At 29.2% G+C, this 25067-nt stretch carries 18 protein-coding genes; 7 read left to right on the top strand and 11 right to left on the bottom strand.

The features are described 5' to 3' along the window. Nucleotide 1 precedes the first annotated feature (1 nt). From R3X25_RS03725 to R3X25_RS03715, 3 genes are read right to left on the bottom strand one after another with little or no spacing between them, the layout of a single operon-like run. Nucleotides 2-445, bottom strand: coding sequence for a hypothetical protein (locus R3X25_RS03725; RefSeq protein ID WP_317671984.1), 444 nt, complete (start codon nucleotides 443-445; stop codon nucleotides 2-4). Nucleotides 446-502: 57 nt separating this feature from the next. Next, nucleotides 503-1963, bottom strand: a complete 1461-nt coding sequence (locus R3X25_RS03720; RefSeq protein ID WP_411556558.1) for a flotillin family protein — start codon at nucleotides 1961-1963, stop codon at nucleotides 503-505. A gap of 8 nt (nucleotides 1964-1971) precedes the next feature. Next, nucleotides 1972-2550: a hypothetical protein gene (locus R3X25_RS03715; RefSeq protein ID WP_317671981.1), complete on the bottom strand. Its 579-nt coding sequence runs from the start codon at nucleotides 2548-2550 to the stop codon at nucleotides 1972-1974. Between the two features lie 193 nt (nucleotides 2551-2743). Between R3X25_RS03715 and R3X25_RS03710 the strand changes: the two genes are divergently transcribed. Beyond that, entirely contained in the window at nucleotides 2744-3163 is a 420-nt protein-coding gene (locus tag R3X25_RS03710; protein WP_317671978.1) for an OsmC family protein, read from the top strand. Between the two features lie 36 nt (nucleotides 3164-3199). Then, nucleotides 3200-4897, top strand: a complete 1698-nt coding sequence (gene recJ / locus R3X25_RS03705) for a single-stranded-DNA-specific exonuclease RecJ (RefSeq protein ID WP_317671976.1) — start codon at nucleotides 3200-3202, stop codon at nucleotides 4895-4897. On the opposite strand, the gene R3X25_RS03700 is transcribed toward recJ, so the two are convergent. Both R3X25_RS03700 and R3X25_RS03695 read right to left on the bottom strand, forming a co-directional pair. Beyond that, nucleotides 4894-5940: an endonuclease/exonuclease/phosphatase family protein gene (locus R3X25_RS03700; protein ID WP_317671974.1), complete on the bottom strand. Its 1047-nt coding sequence runs from the start codon at nucleotides 5938-5940 to the stop codon at nucleotides 4894-4896. The genes recJ and R3X25_RS03700 overlap by 4 nt on opposite strands. A gap of 120 nt (nucleotides 5941-6060) precedes the next feature. Beyond that, entirely contained in the window at nucleotides 6061-7107 is a 1047-nt protein-coding gene (locus R3X25_RS03695; RefSeq protein WP_317671972.1) for an endonuclease/exonuclease/phosphatase family protein, read from the bottom strand. Between the two features lie 169 nt (nucleotides 7108-7276). Between R3X25_RS03695 and R3X25_RS03690 the strand changes: the two genes are divergently transcribed. The 3 genes from R3X25_RS03690 to R3X25_RS03680 all read left to right on the top strand — a co-directional run bounded on the left by R3X25_RS03690 (nucleotide 7277) and on the right by R3X25_RS03680 (nucleotide 12710). After that, a complete protein-coding gene (locus R3X25_RS03690; RefSeq protein WP_317671970.1) occupies nucleotides 7277-10015 on the top strand; it encodes a TonB-dependent receptor in 2739 nt (912 codons plus the stop codon). An 11-nt stretch (nucleotides 10016-10026) separates the two neighbouring features. Further along, a complete protein-coding gene (locus R3X25_RS03685; RefSeq protein ID WP_317671968.1) occupies nucleotides 10027-12078 on the top strand; it encodes a DUF5689 domain-containing protein in 2052 nt (683 codons plus the stop codon). Nucleotides 12079-12380: 302 nt separating this feature from the next. After that, nucleotides 12381-12710, top strand: a complete 330-nt coding sequence (locus R3X25_RS03680; RefSeq protein WP_317671966.1) for a hypothetical protein — start codon at nucleotides 12381-12383, stop codon at nucleotides 12708-12710. An 82-nt stretch (nucleotides 12711-12792) separates the two neighbouring features. On the opposite strand, the gene R3X25_RS03675 is transcribed toward R3X25_RS03680, so the two are convergent. Further along, nucleotides 12793-13761: an endonuclease gene (locus tag R3X25_RS03675; RefSeq protein ID WP_317671964.1), complete on the bottom strand. Its 969-nt coding sequence runs from the start codon at nucleotides 13759-13761 to the stop codon at nucleotides 12793-12795. A 231-nt stretch (nucleotides 13762-13992) separates the two neighbouring features. Here R3X25_RS03675 and R3X25_RS03670 point away from each other — a divergent pair, with 231 nt between their 5' ends. Continuing rightward, nucleotides 13993-16002 (top strand): tetratricopeptide repeat protein, encoded by a 2010-nt coding sequence (locus tag R3X25_RS03670; RefSeq protein WP_317671962.1) that lies wholly within the window; start codon nucleotides 13993-13995, stop codon nucleotides 16000-16002. Nucleotides 16003-16044: 42 nt separating this feature from the next. Then, a complete protein-coding gene (hflX, locus tag R3X25_RS03665; RefSeq protein ID WP_317671960.1) occupies nucleotides 16045-17268 on the top strand; it encodes a GTPase HflX in 1224 nt (407 codons plus the stop codon). Here hflX and R3X25_RS03660 read toward each other — a convergent pair. The 5 genes from R3X25_RS03660 to R3X25_RS03640 all read right to left on the bottom strand — a co-directional run bounded on the left by R3X25_RS03660 (nucleotide 17263) and on the right by R3X25_RS03640 (nucleotide 25067). After that, nucleotides 17263-17976: a LytTR family DNA-binding domain-containing protein gene (locus tag R3X25_RS03660; protein WP_317671958.1), complete on the bottom strand. Its 714-nt coding sequence runs from the start codon at nucleotides 17974-17976 to the stop codon at nucleotides 17263-17265. The genes hflX and R3X25_RS03660 overlap by 6 nt on opposite strands. After that, a complete protein-coding gene (locus R3X25_RS03655; protein WP_317671956.1) occupies nucleotides 17973-19082 on the bottom strand; it encodes a sensor histidine kinase in 1110 nt (369 codons plus the stop codon). The genes R3X25_RS03660 and R3X25_RS03655 overlap by 4 nt, the downstream gene beginning before the upstream one ends. 94 nt (nucleotides 19083-19176) lie before the next feature. Further along, a complete protein-coding gene (locus R3X25_RS03650) occupies nucleotides 19177-20646 on the bottom strand; it encodes a CotH kinase family protein (protein ID WP_317671954.1) in 1470 nt (489 codons plus the stop codon). Nucleotides 20647-20832: 186 nt separating this feature from the next. Continuing rightward, entirely contained in the window at nucleotides 20833-23136 is a 2304-nt protein-coding gene (locus R3X25_RS03645; RefSeq protein WP_317671952.1) for a CotH kinase family protein, read from the bottom strand. 182 nt (nucleotides 23137-23318) lie between these two features. Beyond that, on the bottom strand, nucleotides 23319-25067 hold the full coding sequence (locus tag R3X25_RS03640) for a carbohydrate-binding domain-containing protein (protein WP_317671950.1): 1749 nt from the start codon (nucleotides 25065-25067) through the stop codon (nucleotides 23319-23321).

The following is a 25067-nucleotide window of genomic DNA, read 5'->3' as shown; positions in this document are numbered from 1 at the left end:
TTTACTCTATTATAATTTTATAAACACCTGTAGCGTTGGATTGTTCAAATAAGTAGTTAGAAATATTAAATTGTTTAACACTAAAAAACCAACAACAGTTTTCATGTTTGCTTTCCATTTCTAAAAAAATTGTAAATTCAATAGAATCAACTTTAACGGTGTAATAATTTAAACCCATGTTCCACCCAATTTCTGAAAGTTCGATTAAGTTTAAATTGTTTTCAGAGATAAAATTAAAATTAACAGAAGTCGTATTTTCATCAACTACAGTAATTTCAGAACTATTTAAACTTCCAGTTGTAAATAAATTATCACCTGTAGTTTTATCTACTAATTCAAAAATAAAAGTTTGTGGAGGTGTAAAGCAATCAATTCCATCACATTTATCTTCTTTTTTACAGCTAATAGCAGTAAGAAATACAAAAAGTAGTACAATCTTTTTCATAGTGTTGAAATTAAAAAAAAGCAGTTTGAAAAATAATGTTTCAAACTGCTTTTAGTTTTATTCTGTTTTATTACTTGAATCCTTTTCGGGTTTTTGGATTGGTTTTTTAGATGTTTCTTCTTGTGAAGTTATATCCTCAATATCTTTTCCTTTTAAATATTCAGGTAATTGCATACCAGCCATATTAAACATTTCTTGTAATGGTGGTACAGCTTTGTACATTCCAGAAATAAAGTTAGATGTAGATGTTTTACCATCTTTTCCACCACCACCATTTTCCCAAACGGTAACTTTATCAATTTTAATATTTTTAATTGCTTCGGCTTGGGTTTTAACCAATTCTGGTAATTTATCTGCAATTAATAATAAAGCAGCATTTTGTGCGTCTTCACCTGCGGCTTTTACAATTTCGTCTAAACCTTGAGCTTGTTTTGTTAGTATTTCAAAAATACCTTTTGCTTCAGCTTCTTTTTTCATAAATATGGCATCGGCTTCACCTTTTGCAATACGTCTAATTTGTTCCGCTTCTGCTTCCGCATCAATTTCCATTTTTCTTTTAGAAATTTCAGCAGGTACAATAATATCAGCACCTTGCTCTGCTTCTTTACGTGTTGCTCTGGCATCTTCAGCAATTTTTTCAGCGGCATATGCTTCTTCTAAAGCTTTTGCAGCTTGTACTTTTTCTGAAGCAATGGCAATTTTTTCAGCTTCAGCTTCTCTAGAACGTCTATTCGCATCTGAATTTGCAATTTGAACTTTTGCTGTATTTTCTCCTTCAACAGCGTTTGCATCTGCAGCAGCAACTTGAATACGTTGGTCTTGCATTGCGTTAGCTTCACCAATAGATCCATCTCTAACTTTTTTTGCAACAGAAACTTTAGCTTCATTAATAGCTTTTGCAGCAGCTTCTTTACCTAAAGCTTCAATATATCCAGATTCATCGTGGATATCGGTAATATTTACGTTGATAAGTTTTAGACCAACTTTTTTTAATTCGGCTTCAACACTGTGTGTAATATGTGATAAAAATTGATCTCTATCTGAATTAATTTCTTCAATATCCATAGAGGCAACTACCAAACGTAATTGACCAAAAATAATTTCTTGTGCTAAATCTTGTACAGCGTCTAAACTTAAACCTAGTAAACGTTCAGCAGCATTTTGCATAACGCTAGGTTCGGTTGAAATACCAATAGTAAATCTAGAAGGTACATTTACACGAATATTTTGTTTACTTAATGCGTTTGTTAAATTTACTTCTATAGACATTGGAGTTAAATCTAAAAACTCGTAATCTTGTATAATTGGCCAAATAAATGCTGCACCACCGTGTACACATTTGGCAGATTGTCCACCGCCAGTTTTTCCGTAAACCACTAATATTCTATCGGAAGGGCAACGTTTGTACCTTCGTATCATAGCAAATATAAATACCACGGGTATAATTATTATTGCAGCAGTTAAATAAACTCCTGTTAATCCAGATTGTAAGGGTACTAAAAGTGTTAATAAATTCATAGTTATTTTTATTTAGATAAGGTTTCAACTAATAATAATTCGGCGCTCACTATTTCGGTAACTTTAACCATTGTGCCTGTTTTTAATTCTTCTTCATTATCGGTAATGGCTTCTAATTCGCGCAAACTTCCTTGTACTTTAATTTGCACTTTTCCCATTTTAGAGCGTTTAGCTCCAATTGGTAAATAAACTTCTCCAATTACACCAATTGCATTTTTTATTTTTAAAGTTCCAGATGTTGATAATTTATTCATCCAAAAAAATAATGAAGTTGTTAAAACCATCATTAATAAACCAGCAATTACTGAAAGAATTAGTGTTAATCCAATTGATAATCCGTTATCAAGGCAGGTAATACCTGTCCATCCAAAAATTGTGAAAAAAGCAACTACATTTTTAAAAGTAAAAAATTGAAAACCAACGCCACCATCATCTGCTTCAAAATCACTTGCATCTGCATCCATATCTGTATCTCCACCTCCTATAAATGTTAATATGAATATAACTAGAAATATAGCTGAACCAATTAACGCTATAATCCAATAAGTTTGTTCGAGTGTTGACATTCCGTCGAAAAATTCTAACATAGTTTTACAATTTTTATGAAGTTATCGAAGATACTAAATATTAGAAAGAAATAATATTTTAAACTAGTCAAAATTTGATTTCTTTTAAAAGACAACTTGTGTTTAATTATGTGTAGTTGATTTATGAAAAATGTTACGATTTTTAATTAATATTTCTTTTACATTTGTTAATCTTAAACAAATAAATACTATTATGACAAATAAAATTGAAGTAAGTTGGAAAGGGCAAATGTTGTTTGAATCTGTTGCGCCCGAAGGAAGCGTAATGATAGATGCAGGTGAAGATGTTGGTGGACAAGGTAAAGGTTTACGCCCAAAAGCTATGATGTTAACTGCATTGGCAGGATGCACAGCTATGGATATTGCTTCATTATTAAAAAAGATGCGCGCAGAGGTTGATGATTTTAAAATTGAAGTTGAGGCAAACCTTACAGATGAACACCCAAAAGTATATGATAAAGTAAAAGTTATTTATCGCTTTTATGGAAGTGATTTTAAAAAGAGTAAAATTGAAAAGGCTGTAAATTTATCGGTTGAACGCTATTGTGGTGTTTTTGAAATGTTCCGTAAGTTTTCGGCTACTTCTCACGAAATAGAATACATAGAGCAATAAATTATATTTGTTTACTTTTGAGGAAAAAGCTATAAAATGCGTTGGAAATTAAAACCAGAACCTAATCCTCAAATAATCTTACAATTAGCAAAAGAGCTTGGAGTAGAAATTACATTAGCAAAACTTTTAGTACAGCGTGGAATTGAAACTTTTAAACAAGCAAAAGCATTTTTTAGACCAAGTTTAGATGAATTGCATAACCCATATTTAATGAAAGATATGGACTTGGCAGTGGAGCGTATTGAATTGGCAATTGCTAACGGTGAGAATATTTTAGTGTATGGAGATTATGATGTTGATGGAACAACTTCGGTTTCTTTATTGTCTTCATATTTAAAAACATTGCAACCAAACATTGCAACTTATATTCCTGATAGATATGCTGAAGGTTATGGAGTTTCATATAAGGGAATAGATTATGCCGAGGATAATGATATTGGTTTAATTATAGCGTTAGATTGTGGAATAAAAGCCATAGATAAAGTTGAGTATGCCACAAAAAAAGGGATTGATTTTATTATATGTGATCACCACAGGCCAGGAAGTGAAATACCAAAGGCTGTTGCGGTTTTAGACCCAAAACGTGAAGACTGTGAATACCCGTATAAAGAGCTGTGTGGTTGTGGCGTTGGCTTTAAATTAATTCAAGCGTTGGCTGAAAAACGAGGCGAAACTATTGATGATTTAACTCAATATTTAGATTTGGTAGCCACTGCAATTGCAGCAGATATTGTTCCAATTACCGGAGAAAATAGAGTGTTGGCTTATTTTGGTTTGCAAGTGATTAATCAACAGCCACGAAATGGTATAAAAGCAATTATTCATCAGGTTAAAAAAACAGAATTAACAATTACAGATGTGGTGTTTATTATTGCGCCTAGAATTAATGCTGCTGGAAGAATTAAGCATGGGAATTATGCGGTTGAATTGTTAACGGAGCTAGATTTTGAATCGGCAGTTGAATTTGCTTCAGCAATAGAAAATAATAATAACGAACGAAAAGAATTAGATAAAACCATTACAGTTGAAGCTTTACAACAAATTGAAGACGCTCATGAACAACAAAACTTTTCAACGGTTGTTTATAGTGAAACTTGGCATAAAGGTGTTATTGGTATTGTGGCTTCTAGATTAATAGAAACCTATTACAAACCCACATTGGTGTTTACAAAAAGCGGTGATTATTTGGCAGCTTCGGCACGTTCAGTAAAAGGTTTTGATGTGTACAATGCGTTGGAACAATGTTCAGAATTTATTGAGCAATTTGGAGGTCATAAATATGCTGCCGGATTAACTATTAAAGAAGAAAACTACCAAAATTTTAAAAATAAGTTCGAAGAGGTTGTAGAAAATACATTACCTGAAGCATTAAGAACTCCAGAAATTAGTATTGATGCAGAAATTAACCTTTCTGAAATTACCCCAAAATTTTTTAGAATACTTCAACAATTAGCTCCTTTTGGGCCTCAAAATATGAAGCCTACTTTTATGTCGTCTGGTTTGCGAGATAATGGTTATGGTAAAAAAGTTGGTGCAGATCAAACACATTTAAAATTGGGAATTATTGATGGTGTAAATCAAAAAACTTACAATGCTATTGGTTTTGGTTTAGGTGATAAAGAAGAGTTAATAAAAAAAGGCAACTCTTTTAAAGCTGCCTTTTGTGTTGATGAAAATACTTGGAATGGAAATACTTCGATCCAATTATTATTAAAAGATCTTCAACCAGATTAATTTTCTTCTTTAATAAGGTAAATATAAACTGGGTAATGGTCACTATATCCACCGTTCCAATTACTACCTACAAAACTTCTATGTGGATACCCTTTGTATTTTCCTGATTGATTTGTTAAATATTGAGGATTAAAAATATTTGCTTTCCACATTTTAAAAGAAGAATAATCTTTTTTTGTAGTTAATAATGGAGAAGTAAACATTATTTGATCAAATAAATTTATGTTATCTCTGTACACTAAAGTATTATGTCCTCTTCTAAACATATCTTCATACGGATTGTAAATATCACCTTCTTTTACTTTTTTCTTTTTGGTTTTAGTTTTAAGTACTTTTTTTAGGCTTGAATTATAAGGGTCATCATTCAAATCTCCCATAATTAACACTTTTGGGTTTGGATCTGTCAGTTTAATTTTTTCAATTATTTGAGTAGTTAAATATGCAGCTTTCTCTCTTGAAGGTCTACTTCTTTTTTCACCGCCTCTGCGCGAAGGCCAGTGGTTTACTATAATATGTATAAGTTCATCGTCCAAATAACCTGAAACTAATAATTGATCTCTTGTGTAAACTCTAGCACCATCTGTGTCAAAAATTTTCAATTCAAAAGATTCGTGATGTGTAGGTCTAAAATATTTAGATTGGTAAAGTAGTGCAACATCAATTCCTCTTAAATCTGGTGAATTATAATGTATAATGCTATAGTCTTTACTTTTTAAGTTGTCAGTAGCAATTAAATCTTCTAAAACTTTTTTATTTTCAATTTCTACAACACCTATAATTGCAGGACTATTATTAGTTTCTTTTACACCAATTTCAGAAATTACTTTAGACATATTTTCTAACTTTTTTTGGTAGATAATATTTCGGTCTGCTTTCATTTCCATTATTGGGCTGGCTTCATCATTTATCAACGTGTCATTTTCAGTGTCAAACAGGTTTTCTAAATTGTAAAAAGCAACCGTTCTAATTTTGTATTTTTCTTGACTGAAAGTAGAAGTAACTATAAAAAAGGTTACAATAATAAGTGTAAAATATTTTTTCATTTTTTATGAATTAAATAAGGGTTTGCTAAATTAGAAACAAAAGTTGAGCCATAATAATATTTTATCTTAAAATAACCTTTATTTTCTTTTAAAGGTTTTATAAATATAGTTTGTATTTTTTTATTTAACTTCTTTAACTAAATGTATAAATACGGGAAAATGATCGCTAAAACCGCCTAAAAATTGCTCGTTTGAAAAGCTTCTAAATGGATAACCTTTGTATTTTCCAGTTTTAGTAGTTAAGTAAAGTGGTTTAAAAATACTTGGTTTATAGACCTTAAAATTGGAATAATTTTTATTTTTTGAAACTAAAGCAGAAGTGTACATTATTTGATCAAATAAACTTAAATTATTTCTGTAAACCAACGTATTATTACCTCTTCTAAATAAATCTTCGTAAGGATTGTAGATGTCTCCTTTTTGTATATTTTTTTTCTTGTTTTTTGTTTTTAGAATTTTTTTTAAGCTGGAATTGTTAGGGTTGTCATTTAAATCGCCCATAATTATAATTTTAGGGTTTGGATCGGTTTGTTTTATTTCTTCAATAATTTGAGTGTTTAATAAAGCAGCTTTTTCTCTATAAGATCTACTTTTTTTCTCGCCACCTCTTCTTGAAGGCCAATGATTTATAATTAGATGAACAAGTTCTCCGTCTAAATAGCCTGAAACCCATAATTGGTCTCTTGTGTATAAACGATATCCTTTAGTATTCCAAATTTTTAATTCAAATGTTTTAAAGTGTGTTGGTGAAAAATAGTTAGCTTGGTAGAGTAATGCAACGTCTATTCCTCTTCTATCTGGAGAGTCAAAATGAATAATCCCATAGTCTTTATTTTTTAATTTTTTATGAGTCACTAAATCTTCTAAAACTTTGCGGTTTTCAACTTCAGCAACCCCAATTAAAACAGGACTATTTTTGGATTCTTTTAATCCAATTTCTGAAATTACCTTTGCCATGTTTTCAATTTTAGAAGTGTAAACAGTATCTCTATTTGCTTTTATTTTTAAAATAGGACTTTCTTCATCCATTTTATCAGGATCGTCAAAAGTGTCGTACAGGTTTTCTAAATTATAGAAAGCAACAGTTCTAATTTTATAGTTGTTTTGGGAATAGATGGTACGTGTAAAAAACCCAACTAAAAGAAGGGTAATTAGTAATTTTTTCATAGCGGTTTTTCAATAAATATATAAAATTATTAAAAGAATAGAAGTTGTTATTAATTTTAAAAGGTTTGTTATGTTTGTAAAAAAGCCATTAAAAACCTTAATTAAAGTAAGAAATATTGGCTTAATTGATTTATTATTTTTTAAATTGCTACTTTATAAAAAATAATAAATGAAGAAGCTATTATTGTTTGGAATTTTAAGTTTACTAACTTTTTATTCCTATTCTCAAGCCGAGAAAATTAGTGGTAAAATATTGGAAGTCATCTCTGAAAAACCACTAAACAAAGTCAAAATTTCATTATTTAACACTAATTATTACACCGAAACGGATATTGGTGGAGATTTTGTATTGGATAATTTAATAAAAGGAAATTATAAACTTCAGGTGGAATTGTCTGGTTATCAGATTCAAAATATACCTATAACTTTAGAAGGGGATTTAGATTTAGGAACTGTTTATTTAGAACCTATAATAGATGAATTTCAAGACAATAGTATTATTTCGTTAACGGATGATGATTTAACGGAAGATAACAGTTCTAATTCTGAATATATTTCAGGGTTATTTCAATCTTCAAAAGATGCATACTTAAATGCAGCAGCTTTTAATTTTAGTCAGGCATGGTTTAAAGTTCGTGGATACGACTCTAGTTATGGGAAAATTTCGTTAAATGGTGTTGAAATGAACAAATTTTATGATGGTCGTCCGCAATGGAGCAATTGGGGAGGTTTAAATGACGCTTTAAGAAACCAAGATTTTAGTAGTGGAATTGCACCTTCAGAAATTACTTTTGGAAATATTTTAGGAAGCACTAATTTTAATACAAGAGCATCATTAAATAGAGAAGGAGGAAAAGTGTCGTATGCCTTAACTAATAAAAGTTATACTGGAAGAGCAATGGCAACCTATTCAACAGGTTTAAACGATAATAATTGGGTAATTACAGTTTCAGGTTCTAGACGTTTTGCAGATGAAGGCTATATGGATGGAACACCATACAATTCATGGTCTGGTTTTATAGCTGTTGAAAAAAAGTTAAATGAAAAACACAGTTTTAATTTTACAGGAATTACAGCTTTTAATAGAAAAGGGAAATCTTCACCAAGCACACAAGAAGTGTACGATTTAAAAGGGTATCAATACAATTCGTATTGGGGAGATCAAGAAGGTGATAAACGAAATTCAAGAATGAAAGAAATTTTTGAGCCAATTTTAATGCTTTCACATTATTATAAGTCAGATAAATCAACGTTAACAACTTCGGTAGCATATCAATTTGGACATGTAACTAATGGAAGAATGGGTTATTTTAACGCTCCAAATCCAGACCCAACGTATTGGAAATATTTACCGAGTAATTATTTAAGAGACAATAATTATGATTTAAGTCAGGCTTATTTGGCAGAACAAGATTTTAAAAATGATGGTCAGTTAAATTGGAACGAAATTTATACTATAAATTCAGGAAAAGAAAACGCATCTTATTATGTGTATGATGATACTGTTGAAGATTCTCAATTTAGTTTCAATTCTGTTTTAAATTCAAAATTAACTACTAATATTCAGTTAAATGCTGGAGTTTCTTTTAAAAGTTTAACTTCAAAAAACTTTGCTGAAATGACGGACTTGTTAGGTGCAAATAGTTTTTTAGATATTGACCAATATGCCATTGGAGATGCACAACAAAACGATTTAAATAATCCAAATAATATTATTGGTGTTGGTGATCAATTTCAATACAATTATAATTTAAACGCAAGTTCAATTGGAGCTTTTGCACAAGTTCAGGTAACTAGTAAAAAAGTAGATTATTTTGGAGCGGTTAACTTTAAAAATAGTAGTTTTCAACGAGAAGGATTATATCAAAATGGAACATATGCCGATAATTCATATGGAAAAGGTGAAAAGCAATCTTTTTCAGATTTTGGTTTAAAAGGTGGTTTTACGTATAAATTTTCAGGAAGACATTTACTAAATGTAAACGGAGCTTATTTATCCAATGCGCCAACAATTAGAACAATTTTTTCAAACTCAAGAGTTAATAATGAAATTACACCTAATTTAACTAGCGAAAATGTACTTACTGGAGATGTAAATTATATTTTTAGATCACCAAAAATACAAGCTCGTTTAACAGGTTATTATACTAAAATTAGTGACGCTATAGAATCTTCTTTCTTTTTTGCTGAAGGTTTAAGAGGTGATCAGGCAGATTTTGTAAGTGAAGTAATTACTGGAGTTGATAAAAAACATTTAGGAGCCGAATTAAGTTTTGAATATCAAGCAACACCAACAGTAAAATTATTAGCAGCTGGATCAATTGGTCAATACACGTACGATAATAATCCGAATTTGTATTTACAATCTGAAAGTTTTGTTGACGATGAAAGTGATTTTGGAACTGCGTATTTAAAAGATTATAAGTTGTCTGGAACACCACAAAGAGCATATTCATTAGGGTTTGAATATAGAGATCCAACGTATTATTGGTTTCAAGTTAATGGAAGTTATTTATCAAATAACTATTTAGATATTTCACCTTTATTAAGAACAGAGAATTTTTATGTAGATACAGATGGTATTCCATTTATTGATGATGAAACAGGTGTGCAAGTAACACAAGAACAAGTAGATGGTTTATTACAACAAGAAAAATTTGACGATGTTTTTTTACTAAACCTAGTGGCTGGTAAATCATGGAAAATTAGCGATTACTATTTGGGAATATTTGCCGGAGTTAATAATATACTAGGAGAAACCTATAAAACTGGAGGATTTGAGCAGGCAAGAAAATCGAATTACCCAGAATTAAAAGAAGATAAAAACTTGGACAATCCAATTTTTGGATCAAAATATTGGTACAATAGCGAAACATCATATTACTTTAATTTATACTTAAGATTTTAAAAAATTCAGCAATGAAAAACAGATATAAAAATAGCGCCTTATTAATTATAATTGCTTTAATGGCAATTAGCTGTGTGAAAGATTCAGATTTTTCAACACCAAATGTAGAATGTGTGGAACAATCATTAACGGTTACCAATACATTAAGTCAAATTAAAGATATGTACGCATTTGGTGGTACACAATTTGAAACCGATATAATTATTGAAGGTTATGTAGTTTCTAGTGATCAATCGGGAAACATTTATAAATCATTATCTATTCAAGATAAACCAGAAAATCCAACAGCAGCAATTAAAATTGCAATAGATCAAACAGATATTTATACAAAGTTTGAAGTTGGAAGAAAAATTTATATAAAACTAAATGGTTTAGCAATAGATTATAGTTACGGAAGTTTACAAATAGGGAAAATTTCTAATTCTGAATTAGAAGGAATTTCTACTTTTGAATTAGATAATCATATAATTCGTTCTTGCGAAGTTGCAACTATTGTTCCTAAAAAAGTTGCAATAGCAGATTTAACGGAAGATATGTTAGAGATGTTAATTGAACTAGAAAATGTTCAATTTGCAGCTGAAGAAATAGGAGATTCTTATGCAAATGTAGATAACACAACTACCGTTAATAGAAAATTACAAAGTTTTGATGCTAGTTGTAATTTAACAGGAGAAGTTGAGGTTAGAAATTCTGGTTATGCAGATTTTAAAAACGAGTTATTACCTGAAGGAAAAGGTAGCGTTATTGCAATTTTTAGTAATTATTACGATGATTTTCAATTGTATTTAAGAGGTACCTACGATGTTAATTTAACCGAAACACGTTGTAGCTATTCAAATGCATTAACACCAAACATTACACTTGCAGAAGTAAAAGATATGTACGCTGGAAGCGTGGTTGAATTTGGAGTTTCTAATAATTACATAGTGCAAGGTTATGTAATTTCAAGTGATGAAGATGGTAATTTTAATGAACGATTAATAATTCAAGATGCAGTAGAAAATCCAACAACAGGAATACAAATTTTAGTTGAAAGCGATGCTATTTATGAAAACTATAATGTTGGTGATAAAATATTTGTAAACCTAGATAAGCTTTATATGGATGAGGTTGATGGTGCTTTAACAATAGGTTATGGATCATCTATTGATGAAATTGATGAAGAAGATTTTAACACCTACATTATTAATAGTGGAGAAAATACAACAATAGTTCCAACAGAGATTACTATTGTAGATGTTGATAGTGAAATGTATAAAAATACATTAGTAACAGTTCAAAATGTGCAATTAGTTGAGACTGAACTAGGGAAAGCTTTTGCTGATTTTAGTGGAACCGCTGATGGAATTAGAACCTTGGAAACTTGTGGAGAGTCAAAAAAATTAGGTGTATACACTAATGGAGATGCAACTTTTGCTAATGAGCTATTTCCAGAAGGTCACGGAAGTGTTATAGGTGTGTTGGGTGAAACATTAGAAGTAAGAACTATTGATGATGTAGATTTTAATGAAGCATTTGAAGTTTGCCCAGTAATTATACCTAAAATTATGATAACTGAAGTTGCGGATCCAAATAATGATGTTTCAGCTCGATTTGTTGAATTGTATAATGCAGGTGATTCAGAAATTGATTTAACAGGTTGGAAGTTGAATAAATATGTAAATGGTGCTACAGCGCCTTCAAGTGGAGGTTATGATTTAACAGGTTATTCTATTGCTGTTGGTGACTTTTTAATAATTGCTAACACAGGTTTTTCGGCTGCATTTGCGTTAACGCCAGATATTGAAACAACATATATGTCTGCAAACGGTGATGATTCGTATGAATTGGTAGATAATGCCGGAGTAACAATGGATATGTACGGTGTAATTGGTGAAGATGGGAATGGTACTAATTGGGAATTTGAAGATGGTAGAGCAGTTAGAAATATTACCGTTGTTGAGCCAAATGCTACATTTACATCAAGCGAGTGGACTATTTATTCAGATACTAATAATACGTTAATTTCAAATCCAAATACACCGCAAAATGCTCCGGATGATTTTAACCCTTATGAGAGATAAAAAAGGCATAATTTTTAGCTAAAATCTTTTTTTGGAAATAACAAAAAAATTATAATTTTAGTCTAAATACGCAGAATTTGTTTGTTTTTGTAATTTTTAACAATTACACATATCGTAATTTGAGTATGTGTAATTGTTAAAAAATAATACATATTTCAACAAAATTAATTATTTGTTGTTAATTTGATAATTAAATTTAATTAGAGTCGTCTATCTACTAAAAATTTCAAAAAGTGAAAATTTATTACTTTTTGAAGTAAATTTGAGTAGTTAAACAAAGTAGAATTTTAATTATTAAAGTTATGAATAAATTTAGATTATTGGCAATTGCCTTCGTATTAGGAACAGCAAGTTTATTTGCAAACAACATTGTTAATCCTGAAATTTCAAAAGACGAAATTAGAAAACAAATTATTGAATTAGTTCAAGATTCTAATACAGTTCTTAATAGTAATGCAGAAGAAGTTAGAGTAACATTTACTTTTAGTTCTGAAGGTGAAATAGTTATTTTAAAAGTAAATTCAACTGACAAAGATGTTTTATTATTTGTTCGTGAGAATTTAAATGGTAAAGTATTGGCTAAACCAGGTAAAGTTCACAAACATTACACTATGCCAATTGTTATTAAATAAGTATTTAAAATAAATGAATATAAAAAGCCCAATCTTATTAAAAGATTGGGCTTTTTTATGTTTTAATATGAACAAATACGTACTACAGATTTTTTAAATAAACATAAACTGGGAAATGATCACTAAAACCACCTAGGTATTTTTTTCCAGAATAGGTTCTAAAAGGATTCCCTTTGTATTTTCCATTCCATTCTTTTAAAAAGTAAGGATCAAAAACTTCAGCATATTTAAAAAAGTGTGCACCTTCTTTTTTATTAAAAAAATTTGTTGAAAATATGATTTGATCAAAAATATGCCATTTGTGTTTGTAGCTTAATGTACCGTTACCAGTATCAATTAAACGTTGCATTGGATTGTAAAAATCTTCTTTTACTATATTTTGAATGCTTTTACTTTTTGGGTCATCGTTAAAATCGCCCATAATAATAATTTTAGCTTCTGAATTTACTTCCTTAATTTTTTCAACAATTGAAAGTACTTTATTAGAGGTTTGCATGCGTTTAGTTTCGGTTAAATCTTCACCGCTTCTTCTTGATGGCCAGTGATTTACCAATACATGTAATAATTCACCATTCAATTTACCTTTAACATGTAAAATATCTCGCGTGTAATCTCGTTTTCCGTTTTCTTCTTCTAAAAAAACCGAATGTGTTTCTGCATTTAAAAATTCAAATAATTCTTTTTTGTAAAGTAGTGCCACATCAATTCCTCGTTCGTCTGGAGAATTAAAATGTGCAAAACTATACTGGTGCTTTTGTAAACTTTTGCTATTTACCAAATCATCTAAAACCTGTTTGTTTTCAACTTCTACAACTCCAATAATTGCAGGAGTATAAAAAGATTTTTCAGTACCTATTTGGCTAATTACGCTTCCAAGTTTTCTAATTTTTTTTCTATAGCGTTTATTATTCCAATGCTTTTTACCTTTAGGTGTAAAATCATCGTCTAAAGTTTTTGGATCGTTTAAAGTATCAAATAAGTTTTCTAAATTGTAAAAAGCAATAGTATATGCATCTTTGATTTTTCCTTTATTTTTGAAAAATGAAAACATAAAAAAGTTAAATTAAATTGATAGCTAAAATACAGTTTTTATTCTTTAAGTAGTTGTCAATAGTTTACTAAAAACTATATAAATAATTGGTGTTAATTATAAAATATTCTATTGTTAATTGATAATTATCATGGGAAAAACCATATTTGGTTGTTATTTTTATAAAAATAAATTAGAGTTTCTGATATATTAAAAAAAGAATAAGATAATTATTCAATATCCCTAAAGTTAATGATTAAATATTTTTACTTTTTATTTCTATTTATCTCTAATCTAACCTTTAGCCAGGTTTTTAAAGATAGTTTATTAGTTGAATTAGCTTTAGAAAAAAATGATTCAGTAAAAGTTAAAAAATTTATTGCAGCTGGTGATAATTGCTATTATACACACCCAGACTCTTCATATGCTTTATATAAAGAGGCTCTTAAAATTTCTAGAGAAGCAAAAGACATTAAATTTGAAGCTTTAAGCTTATTAAATATTGGCTATTATTTAGATGAGAAAGAACGTTATGAAGAATCGTTAGATTATTATTTAAATGCGATTGATTTGTATAATTCTATTAACAATAAACAAGGGTTGGCTAATAGTTATAATTATATTGGTTACAGCTTTTCTTATTTAAATTCAGTTGATAAAGCTACAGAGTATTATTTTAAAGCATTACATATTTTTAAAGAGTTAAATGATGAAATGGGTATTGCCGATATTTATAATGGTTTCGGAAATTTATATTATGATATTGAAAATTATGAAGAAGCTTATAAATACTATTTAAAGGCATTTGAAATTTATAAAAAAAAGAATGATAAAGGAGGCTTATTGGCAGAATATATAAATTTAGGAAATGCAATTTCTGAATATGGTGAATTAGAAACAGGATTAGAATATTATTTAAAATCTATAAAACTATGTAAAGAATTAGATGATAAAGCTGGAGAAGTAATGTGCTATTCAAATATAGGTGAATGCTATTTATTAAAAAATAAATTTAACCTTGCAGAAAAGTATTTAGCTAAAGCTCTAAAATTATCTAAAACAATAGATTATAAGAGTATAATACCAGTTATTTATTCTAACATAGCTCACCTAAAATTAAAAGTAAAACAATTTGATTCGGTAATAAATTATGTAGATAAAAGTATAGATGCTTCAAAAGAGTTATCAATTCGCTATTTTGAGTATGAAACTCACAACTATTTAAGTGAAGCATATAGCGCTAAAGGAGATTTTGTAAAATCACTTAAACATTACAAAATTTATAAAAAACATACAGATAGTGTTTTTAAAGCTAAAAAATTTGAACAAGTTTCTAAATTAAGTGTTTTAAACAAGTTAGAGGTTCAAGATGATAAAATTGAATTAATGACTAAAAATGAAGAGATTACGTCTCTTCAAAATAAAAATCAACTGAATTTTATTTATATTCTATTAGTGTTTAGTATTTTTTTTATTGTGTTAACGTATATTTTAATAAGACAGCGAGTAGATAGAAAAAAAGCATATAATTTATTGGTTGCCGAAAAAAATAAAGCTGAAGAAAGTGATAAATTAAAATCTGCTTTTTTAGCAAATATGAGCCACGAAATTAGAACCCCAATGAATGCAATTATGGGATTTAGCGGCTTGTTAAAATCAGAAGATTTAAAAGAAGAAAAACGAAATCACTTTATTGATATTATTAATATTTCTGGAGAACGATTAATGGCAATAATTAATGATATTATTGATATTTCAAAAATAGAATCTAATCAATTAAAGATTGATATAACTGAATTTAATGTAAACAAAACCTTGTTTGAAATTGTTGAAATTCAAAACAAATCAAATAAATTACGTATTAAAAAAAATATTAAATTAGAAGTTGTGGAACCTATTTTAGATAGTAATTTTTTTATTAAAACAGATAAAAATAGATTTACTCAAATACTTGATAATTTAATTAATAATGCTATAAAATTTACTGATGAAGGCTCAATTATAATTGGTTTTAATAAAAAAGTATTTAAAGGTAAAACATTTTTAGAGTTTTATGTTAAAGATTCTGGTTGTGGAATACCACAAGATAAATTTAACACTATATTTAATCGTTTTTCTCAAGCTGGAAAAGATGATTATAAACAAGGTAATGGTTTAGGATTAAGTATTTGTAAAGGTTTAATTACCTTGTTAAATGGCCAAATTTGGCTAGAGTCCGAAGAAAAAAAAGGAACCACTTTCTTTTTTACACTTCCATATTAAAAATTTATTATTTTCTACTAAACAAATTTGTAAATTTGCCATATGATAGAAAAGAAAAAAGTAACCTCTGAAAAAGCGGTGTTAATTGGTGTTGTAACCCAAAACCAAGACGAAAGCATGTCGAATGAATATTTGGACGAGTTAGAATTTTTAACAACAACCGCAGGCGGTAAGGCTGTAAAACGTTTTACACAAAAGCTAGATATGCCAAATCCAAAAACATTTATTGGAGCTGGTAAATTAGACGATGTTAGAGATTACATGGAAGCACACCATATTGAAACTGCAATTTTTGACGACGAACTTTCTTCTTCTCAATTACGTAATATTGAAAAAGTATTAGACTGCAAAGTACTAGATAGAACTAATTTAATTTTAGATATTTTTGCTGGTAGAGCTCAAACTAGTTATGCACGTACTCAAGTTGAGTTAGCGCAATGTCAATATTTATTACCTCGTTTAACACGTTTATGGACACACCTTGAAAGACAAAAAGGTGGAATTGGAATGCGTGGACCTGGTGAAACAGAAATTGAAACAGATAGACGTATTATTAGAGATAAAATAACATTACTTAAAAAGAAACTAGCAATTATAGATAAGCAAATGGCTGTGCAACGCAAAAACCGTGGTAAAATGGTACGTGTTGCATTAGTTGGTTACACTAATGTTGGTAAATCTACTTTAATGAATGTAGTGAGTAAAAGTGATGTTTTTGCCGAAAACAAACTATTTGCCACTTTAGATACTACCGTTAGAAAAGTTGTAATTAAAAATATTCCATTTTTGTTAACAGATACCGTTGGTTTTATTAGAAAATTACCTACACAATTGGTTGAAAGCTTTAAATCTACTTTAGATGAAGTGCGTGAAGCCGATTTATTATTGCATGTTGTAGATATTTCTCACCCTAATTTTGAAGACCATATAGCTTCTGTTAATAAAATTTTAGACGAGATTAAAAGTGCAGACAAACCAGCCATTATGGTTTTTAATAAAATTGATGCTTATAAACACGAAACAATTGATAGTGATGATTTAGTGACGGAAAAAACTAAAAATCATTATACGTTAGACGATTGGAAAAAAACATGGATGAATAAAGTTGATGAAAATAATTGTTTATTTATTTCAGCTTTAAATAAAGAAAATTTAGAAGAATTTAGAGCAAAAGTTTTTGAAGAAGTTAAAAAAATTCACATTACTCGTTTTCCTTACAACGACTTTTTATACAATGAATATACTGAAGAAGGTGAAGAATTATGATAAGAAATTTTTATCAATAAACTGATGAAATTTTTCTTTATGTTGCTCACTTATAGGTATGTAAACTTTGTCAAAAACTATTCTATTTCGTTCAATAGTTGAAATTTTATTTAAATTCACAATGTAAGATCTGTGCACTCGCATAAAATTTTTATCAGGTAGTTGTTGTTCTACAGCTTTCATGCTTAACAACGTCATAATTGGCTTATCGTTTATTAAATGAATACGAACATATTCTCGCATTCCTTCAATATATTTAATATCGTTTAGCTTAACACGTACAATTTTATATTCCGATTTTATAAACAAAAAATCCTCGTTACTATTCAGTTGTTCTGGTTTTGAATTTTGTAAATCAAACCATTTTTTTGCTTTATTTGAAGCTTTTAAAAACGTAGCATAATCAATGGGTTTTAGTAAATAATCCATAGCATCTACTTTAAAACCTTCTAAAGCATATTCGCTATAAGCAGTTGTAAAAATAATTTTTGGAGGGTTATCTAACGCTTTTACAAAATCTAATCCGTTTAAATCTGGCATATTAATATCTACAAAAACAAGATCAACAGTATGGTTTTGTACATAAGAAATAGCTTCAATTGGGCTTTCAAAACTATTAGTAAGTTCTAAAAAAGGAGTTTTTTTAACGTAACTAGCAATTTGTTTTAACGCTAACGGCTCATCATCTATGGCTATACATTTAATCATAACGGAATATTTAAATTTACTTTATAAACCTCTTCAGTATCAGAAATTTCAAAATCAAAATTATCTTTAAATAATAAAGCTAATCTTTTTTTTGTATTTTCAATACCAATTCCTGAAGCTTCTTCATCTGTTTTTGGATGATTACTATTTTCTATTTCAAAATAAAGTTTATCATCAGAAAAATTCATTAAAATATTTATAAATGAAGTTTTATTATAGCTTATTCCATGTTTAAAAGCGTTTTCTAATAAAGAGGTAAATAGTAAAGGAGGAATAGTTTTATCAGGTATATTTGAAGGAATTTCAACATTAACTTTCACTTTACTTGAAAATCGAAGTTTCATTAATTCAATATAACTTTCTATAAACTCAATTTCTTTTTTTATTGGGTTTGTTTTGCCTTCAGAATCATACAGTAAATGGCGCATTAAGTTTGATAATTTAATAATAGCACTTTTAGCTTCTTCAGTATCAATATCAACCAAAGCATGAATATTGTTTAGGGTATTCATAAAAAAATGTGGACTCACTTGATTTTTTAAAAAAGCTAATTGATTTTCTACATTTTCTTTTTGAAGTTTAAACTTTTCTTGTTCCAAATTTGCCCAACGCATTGAGATTTGTAAACCAGTATCAAAACCAACTAATAATACTGCAAGTATTAAAAAATTTGCAAATAATGGTATTGGTCTTGGATTGCTATTTAACCTTTGACTATGTTGCGGAGGTAACTCTCTATCTGGAAACATTGGAGGTGGATTTCCATTCAGTCTTTCAATTCTATCTGGAGGAAGATTTCGATTAGTTGTTCTTCCTTCAAAAGTGTAAATAGTTATTGAAAGAACTAAAATAAGTATGGAGGTAGTTATAAAGTATGCTGTTTTTTTCTGCTTAAAAAATAGTTTTGGTAACAAAAAAAATCTATTCACTAAAAATAAACCTAATAATGGCAAATAATTAATCCAAACGGAATAGATTTCGTCCCATTCAATTTGATTTTCAAATCTCCCAAATAATAATGGAGAAGCAAATAATAAAGACCAAAAAGCAATTATTATAAAAGGTTCAAACGATGAGAAATTGTAATTTTTTTTTATAAGTTTCATTTTTAAATTTAGTAACTAATTTTATAACTGAAAGAAATATCTTTGTTTATACTTTTAATTAAAAATAAGTACAAACAAAGATATTAAAATCAACCTAATTTAAGTAATTATCAACCGCGTTTGCTCTACTTGAAGCGTGAGATTTTAAGGTTGAAATTGCTGAATAGAATGAATTGCTGCTACTTAAAAATGTATATCCATTAATTTCAGAAGTGGCATAAGGTTCAACCAAACTTGCATAAGTGTCATAAACACCTTGTATATAACTTGTTTCAAAAGGACCATCTATAACAGCTTGTACATAAGCATCATATTTTGCTTTGTAAACTTCGTCTTGGTATAAATATCCTATTAAAGGCCAGCTGCTACTTGAAATGTCTGAAAAGTTTAAATTTGGAGAGCCTCCTAATTTACCATCTTGTAAAGCTTCATTATTATCCCATGGAATCCATGTTAATAAACTATTATCTGGGTTGTTGTACAAATAGTAATTGTGTTCCATTAAACCATACGTATCCCAGTTTTGAATAACTGTGTTTACTGCTAAATAATTTAAAAATGTTTCAACGTCAAAAACCGCTTCTAAATTGGTTCTCCAAGTTGCAGCATCTGTTGTTCTTGTAGTTGCATGTAAAGCATCAAATAAACTTTCAATATCGCTCCAATCCGCGTCATCTTCGTTAGTTTTCTTTTCAAAACCATCTTCGTTAAAAGTTCCGTAAGCAAAACTTGCTCCGTAATCTTCAGGTTTGTATAAGTTACCATCGTCACTTGAAAATTGTGTATCAATTACGGTGTTGTCAACTTCTTCAACTAATGTGTAAAGACCAAAATATTCTGGACCATCTCCGTGATCTACATACAGTGTATAAAAACCTGTGTTTGAAACAGCTAAACCTGCACCTGCAAATACTTCTGCAGCTACTTTTTCTCTTAAAAAAGAACTATCGTCGTAATTATTTTTTAAACTAAATTTTTTAAAACCGTAAAAACGTTGATTATCTATTTGAGGATAATCGTCTTCGTATTCATCAAAATCCATTTTAAATGCTAATTTTAAAATACCTGCTTGCCAAGCACTTTCTAAACTAGAATTTCCTTTAAAACGTAAGCCTACTTTGTACCATTCTATTCCATTATAAAAAACTGAACCTGGAACAAAAATTGGATCTTCATCTGAAGAGACAGAGGTAGTTATACCTCCATTGAATGATCCTCCAGGACCGCTACTTGTACCTCCAAAAGTTCCATACAAATCAGTCATATCATCTAACATTGCTTCCCAGTTTTCTTCTGAAATAACAAAATCAAACCTTTTTACTTCTGTATTGCTAAATACTTCGTCAAAATTAGGGTCAGCACTTTTACTGTGCGTTGCTTCTGTCCAATCAATTGGGTCAAAATCTGCATCATCCACTTGCTCTTCAGTGTCAGTGTCAGTATCTTCTTCAACTTCAGTATCTGTTTCGGTTTCAGTAATTGTATCGTCATCATCGCTACAACTTACTAAAAAGTAAGTTGATAGAAATAGAATACTTGTTAGTATTAAAAATTTAGTTTTCATAATTTATTCGTATTAAAGTATTGTTATTAGTTGAGTGTAAAATTCTAGTATTTAAATGTTTTTATTAAAAAAAATCAATGAACTGGAAGATTTTATCTACTAATAAATTATTTAACAGCACTATTTTTATGATTACAACATAAAAATAGTGCTGTTATTAATGTAAATTAAACAATAAATAATGATCTAATTTTTAATAATTTTTAAGATAGAATTTTTATTTACAACAACCATATATAATCCTTTTTTAAAAGAAGAAAAATCAACCGCAATTGAGTTTTCATTGTAGTTTTCATTTTTAAATAATTTTTGCCCTTGCATGTTATATACTTCAACCGACTCAATAGTATAATTGGTATTTACTATTTTTAGATTGTTGTTTGTAGGGTTTGGATAGTATTTTAAATTGTTGTTAAAAGTAACTTCATCTATACCTAGTAACGATTCATTATCAGCATTGTAAGTTGGTTCTTGAATCACAAAATCTCCTGTTCCATTTGGATTTCTAGCGTAGCCCATATCATCAGTTTGTTCACTAAATGTTATGTTTTCTATTATTGTACCATCTGCATACGATAGAATGGCACTTTCTCCATTAGCTGAAAATTTTATATCTGCATGTAAACCATCTTGTTCATCATCTTTATCGCACCAAACTATTAGATAACTATCTGGATCTATAGTTGTTCCTGTTGGAAATTGCCAAGCTAATAAATCTTCTGAATCATCAGACAAGTATAAATTATCTAGGCTTAATGTTTCTGAACTATTATTATAAAGCTCTAACCAATCATCATATTCTCCATCTTGATCAGCTACTGTTGTTTCATTAGAAGCCATAATTTCATTAATTACTAAATCTCCTATAGTTAATGTTTCATATTTAGTTTCAATAGTATAGAATTCATATTCTGCTCTTGCAGGAGAGAATGAACCAATATTGTTATTTTCTGCATATATGTAGTATTGAATATAAGCATCGTCTGCAGTTATATCTGTGCTATATGTATTATCTCCATTATCTGTCATTAATACCTTTGTAAAAGGTAATGTTTCATCTGTTCTGTAACCTAAATAAACACTATTGGAATCGGTAACATTGGCTGTAATTGAAATAGAGCTTCCTATTATAGGATTTGTTTCAGAAGGTGTTATTTCACTTATTGTTGGTTGTGTGTTTGTAAAATCTGATTGTGACAATAAATATGTGCTTCTTGCACTCATTAAGTTTGTTAAACCAGGAGCAGTATTCATTCCTAAACTATAATCTGTATCAATGTTTCCTGTAAATTGTGTATCTGTATAGAATTTATTAGTGTCAGCTGCTACTGCTGTTGCTATAATATTTTGATAATCTTCAGCTAAAGTTAAATAGTTTGAATTACTAATGTTTTCAGTTAAAATTGTTTTATAATGTGCTAAATACATTCTTTTGTATTTTGGCACTTCCATTAATTTTGAAAATAAAGGGAAACTATCATCACTATCATGTAATAGGTAATCTAATTCAGCTTTTTCAGTTGTACTATTTAAGGTTCCGGTGTTTCCTCCAAAACCTCCAGGACCTCCACCAGAACTACTTTCTCCAGTCATTTCAAAAACTCCAAACGACATATTTAAATCCCAAATTACAGGTTTAAATTGATTGTTATCATCTTTGTATAAATAATAGTTTTGTTTAAACTCACCAATATAGCTGTCTAAATTTACCATAACATTGTCAAGTGCCATCATCCAAATAGCCATGTCTATATCTATAACTGATTCAATATTAGTAATATCACTATCTAATGTGCTGGTTAATTCTATTAAATTATCCCAATGTGCTAATGCTACAGTTGCATCATCTTCATCGTCAGATTTTATTTCATAACCATCTTCATAACTTGTGTAATTGGTGCCTAAATATTCAAGGCTAGGTAATACTGTAGAAGTTGGATCTGCTCCGTCTGGAGGGCTACAACTAAAAAAGGCATTATTGTTAGAGTTAAAATGTTTTTTCACAAATTTCTTTGAAATAGATTCGGTATTGGTGTACAAACCTATTAAAGTTCCATTTACATAAACGTTTGCATAGTTTGCTTGTGGAGCATCCATATATTGATTTACAATAGTATACATAACAGTTTCTCTTACAAATGAAGGGTCTGAATATACATTTGCTAATTTGATATCGGTATATCCTTCATAATCTTGATCTATATATGTGTCTAATTCAATATGAAATGGGTTTTTAGTATAATCTGCATTATAAGAACTGTTTCCTTTGTATTTTACGCCAACACTATAATAAATATCACCGTTTATAGTTACAGATGTTGCTTCTGTATAATTGTTGTCGCCTGCTTTTTCAGTATCTAATAATTCATCCCAGTTATCTTCTTCAAATTCAATCTCAATAGTTTGAATGGTATTTATATCATACAAATCTTGAGAATAAGTTTTAATTGTTACTACTAAAATTAGTAGTATTAGAGTAATTTTTTTCATGTGTTTTATTTTTAAATTTAAAAAAGCTACTTCAATATTGAAGTAGCTTTTTTTGATGTTTATTACTTATTCTATTTATATATAAAATAATGGTAATTACTATTAAAAATAGTGCAGACAAACTGTTAAATATGATTAATAATTTTATTACCATAATGTATTAAATTGTTTAGAATGCTAACTTAATTTACGGTTGTGGTTTTACTTGAAATTGTAAAACTTTTGTACAATGTTCCTGGTGAATATGTTCCGTTTTCATATAACCCATCTGTTTCTGTTCCTGTAGAACTTCCTCCTAAATAAATTTTGTAAGTTCCTGTACTTAATGTTGATGATGAGAATACTATTGATTTATATGTTTTTGAAGGTTCAAATGTTAAAATGTTTTCTCCTGAACTATTTTCAATATGAAATATGTTTTCTGCTGATTGCGATGAAGTTAATTTTATTAGTACTGAATATTGATCTGATGAACTACTTCCGGCTTCATCCATATTAGAGGCGTAACCTGATGCTACTATAAACCCACCATCTAAACTTAAAGTTCCATCACAATCTAATGGGCTGTTATTTTGAGCTGTAGGTCCGTTTAAAATTACTGTTCCATCTGTTATAGTTAAATTACCATTAGAATCTAATCCGTCACCTGAACAATTAATAACCATATAACCTCCATTTATGTATAAATTATTAGTGGTGTTTCCAGCTGCATTTATAGCATCGTCACTTGTATTTATGTTAAATTCACCATTATTTATGGTAATACTTGGACTTTCAATACCTTCAACAGCACTGGTAATGTTTATTTCTCCACCGTTTATTTCAATAGAATCATCAGTATGAATAGAATCATCACCTGAAGCTAGTGTAAATGTTCCAGTTTCTATGGTGATGCCGTATGATGCGTGAATGTTATCGTCTGAAGAATCTATATTAAAAACACCATCTTCTATTAAAATATCTATACTTGATTTTATACCTTTTGCTGAATCACTTGAACTTAAATAGTTATTGCTTCCTCCTCCAGTTTCAATGATAAAATCTCCATAAGTTATTTCTACATTAGATTCTGCACTAATGCCATCACCATTAGCAGTAATATCAAATTTACCAGATTCAATTATAATCCATCCGTTATTTGTGTCTTCATCATTATCAGCTATTAAACCGTCACCTTCTGCATTCACTGTAATATCACTATTTTTAATTATTAGGTAATCTTTTCCTCTTATGCCATCATCAACTGCATTTACACTTATGGTTCCACCAGCTATAATTAACCCATCTTTACTTGCAATACCATCGTTATAATTAGCATTTACAATTAGCGATCCTTCACCATAGATAGTTAAAGCATCGTCACTAAAAAGTGCAGCGTTTGGTTCGTCATCATCATCTTCAAAAACATAGTTGCTGGCATCAGTTAAATAGTTAGTTGTGTTTTCAGAAAGTATAACAATTGTTTTTGCTGCACTAGCAATATTTATGGGAGCACTTGAAGAATTTGTAACATCAATTTCATTTAAAATAAGTCGAACGGTTTCTTCATCTTCAGTATCTACAACAATTTGTCCATCATTTAAAGTTCCAGTTATTTCATAATTTCCTGCGTTATTAATAGTTACGGTTGTATTGCTAACGGTTGCGCCTTCGCCGTCTACGGTAATTGAAGATCCGTTTAAGGTTATGTAAACTATGCTAGAACTTTCCCAAACGTAATCATCATCATCTTCGTGGTTTTCACCAATTTCCGATACGCTTGAATCAGTATCGCTATCGTTATTATTATCATCGGAAGATGTGCTTGTGTCAGTTTCAGATGTTGTAGTTTCTGAAACTGTATCTGAATCATCAGAGCAATAAGTAAATAGGGAGATTATTGTAATTATAATTCCTATTAATTTTAGAACGTGAAATTTATTAGTTTTCAT

Source organism: Lutibacter sp. TH_r2 (assembly GCF_033101135.1).
GTDB lineage: Bacteria > Bacteroidota > Bacteroidia > Flavobacteriales > Flavobacteriaceae > Lutibacter.
The sequence above is the reverse complement of the archived record's forward strand: the minus strand, read 5'-3'. Positions and strand labels throughout refer to the sequence as shown.

Coding starts and splice junctions, on each gene's coding strand:
- R3X25_RS03720 (WP_411556558.1), bottom strand. CDS start 1,963: ATGAATTTATTAACACTTTTAGTACCCTTACAATCTGGATTAACAGGA.
- hflX (WP_317671960.1), top strand. CDS start 16,045: ATGATAGAAAAGAAAAAAGTAACCTCTGAAAAAGCGGTGTTAATTGGT.
- R3X25_RS03675 (WP_317671964.1), bottom strand. CDS start 13,761: ATGTTTTCATTTTTCAAAAATAAAGGAAAAATCAAAGATGCATATACT.
- R3X25_RS03660 (WP_317671958.1), bottom strand. CDS start 17,976: ATGATTAAATGTATAGCCATAGATGATGAGCCGTTAGCGTTAAAACAA.
- R3X25_RS03650 (WP_317671954.1), bottom strand. CDS start 20,646: ATGAAAACTAAATTTTTAATACTAACAAGTATTCTATTTCTATCAACT.
- R3X25_RS03695 (WP_317671972.1), bottom strand. CDS start 7,107: ATGAAAAAATTACTAATTACCCTTCTTTTAGTTGGGTTTTTTACACGT.
- R3X25_RS03645 (WP_317671952.1), bottom strand. CDS start 23,136: ATGAAAAAAATTACTCTAATACTACTAATTTTAGTAGTAACAATTAAA.
- R3X25_RS03710 (WP_317671978.1), top strand. CDS start 2,744: ATGACAAATAAAATTGAAGTAAGTTGGAAAGGGCAAATGTTGTTTGAA.
- R3X25_RS03655 (WP_317671956.1), bottom strand. CDS start 19,082: ATGAAACTTATAAAAAAAAATTACAATTTCTCATCGTTTGAACCTTTT.
- R3X25_RS03725 (WP_317671984.1), bottom strand. CDS start 445: ATGAAAAAGATTGTACTACTTTTTGTATTTCTTACTGCTATTAGCTGT.
- R3X25_RS03640 (WP_317671950.1), bottom strand. CDS start 25,067: ATGAAAACTAATAAATTTCACGTTCTAAAATTAATAGGAATTATAATT.
- R3X25_RS03670 (WP_317671962.1), top strand. CDS start 13,993: ATGATTAAATATTTTTACTTTTTATTTCTATTTATCTCTAATCTAACC.
- R3X25_RS03690 (WP_317671970.1), top strand. CDS start 7,277: ATGAAGAAGCTATTATTGTTTGGAATTTTAAGTTTACTAACTTTTTAT.
- recJ (WP_317671976.1), top strand. CDS start 3,200: ATGCGTTGGAAATTAAAACCAGAACCTAATCCTCAAATAATCTTACAA.
- R3X25_RS03715 (WP_317671981.1), bottom strand. CDS start 2,550: ATGTTAGAATTTTTCGACGGAATGTCAACACTCGAACAAACTTATTGG.
- R3X25_RS03680 (WP_317671966.1), top strand. CDS start 12,381: ATGAATAAATTTAGATTATTGGCAATTGCCTTCGTATTAGGAACAGCA.
- R3X25_RS03685 (WP_317671968.1), top strand. CDS start 10,027: ATGAAAAACAGATATAAAAATAGCGCCTTATTAATTATAATTGCTTTA.
- R3X25_RS03700 (WP_317671974.1), bottom strand. CDS start 5,940: ATGAAAAAATATTTTACACTTATTATTGTAACCTTTTTTATAGTTACT.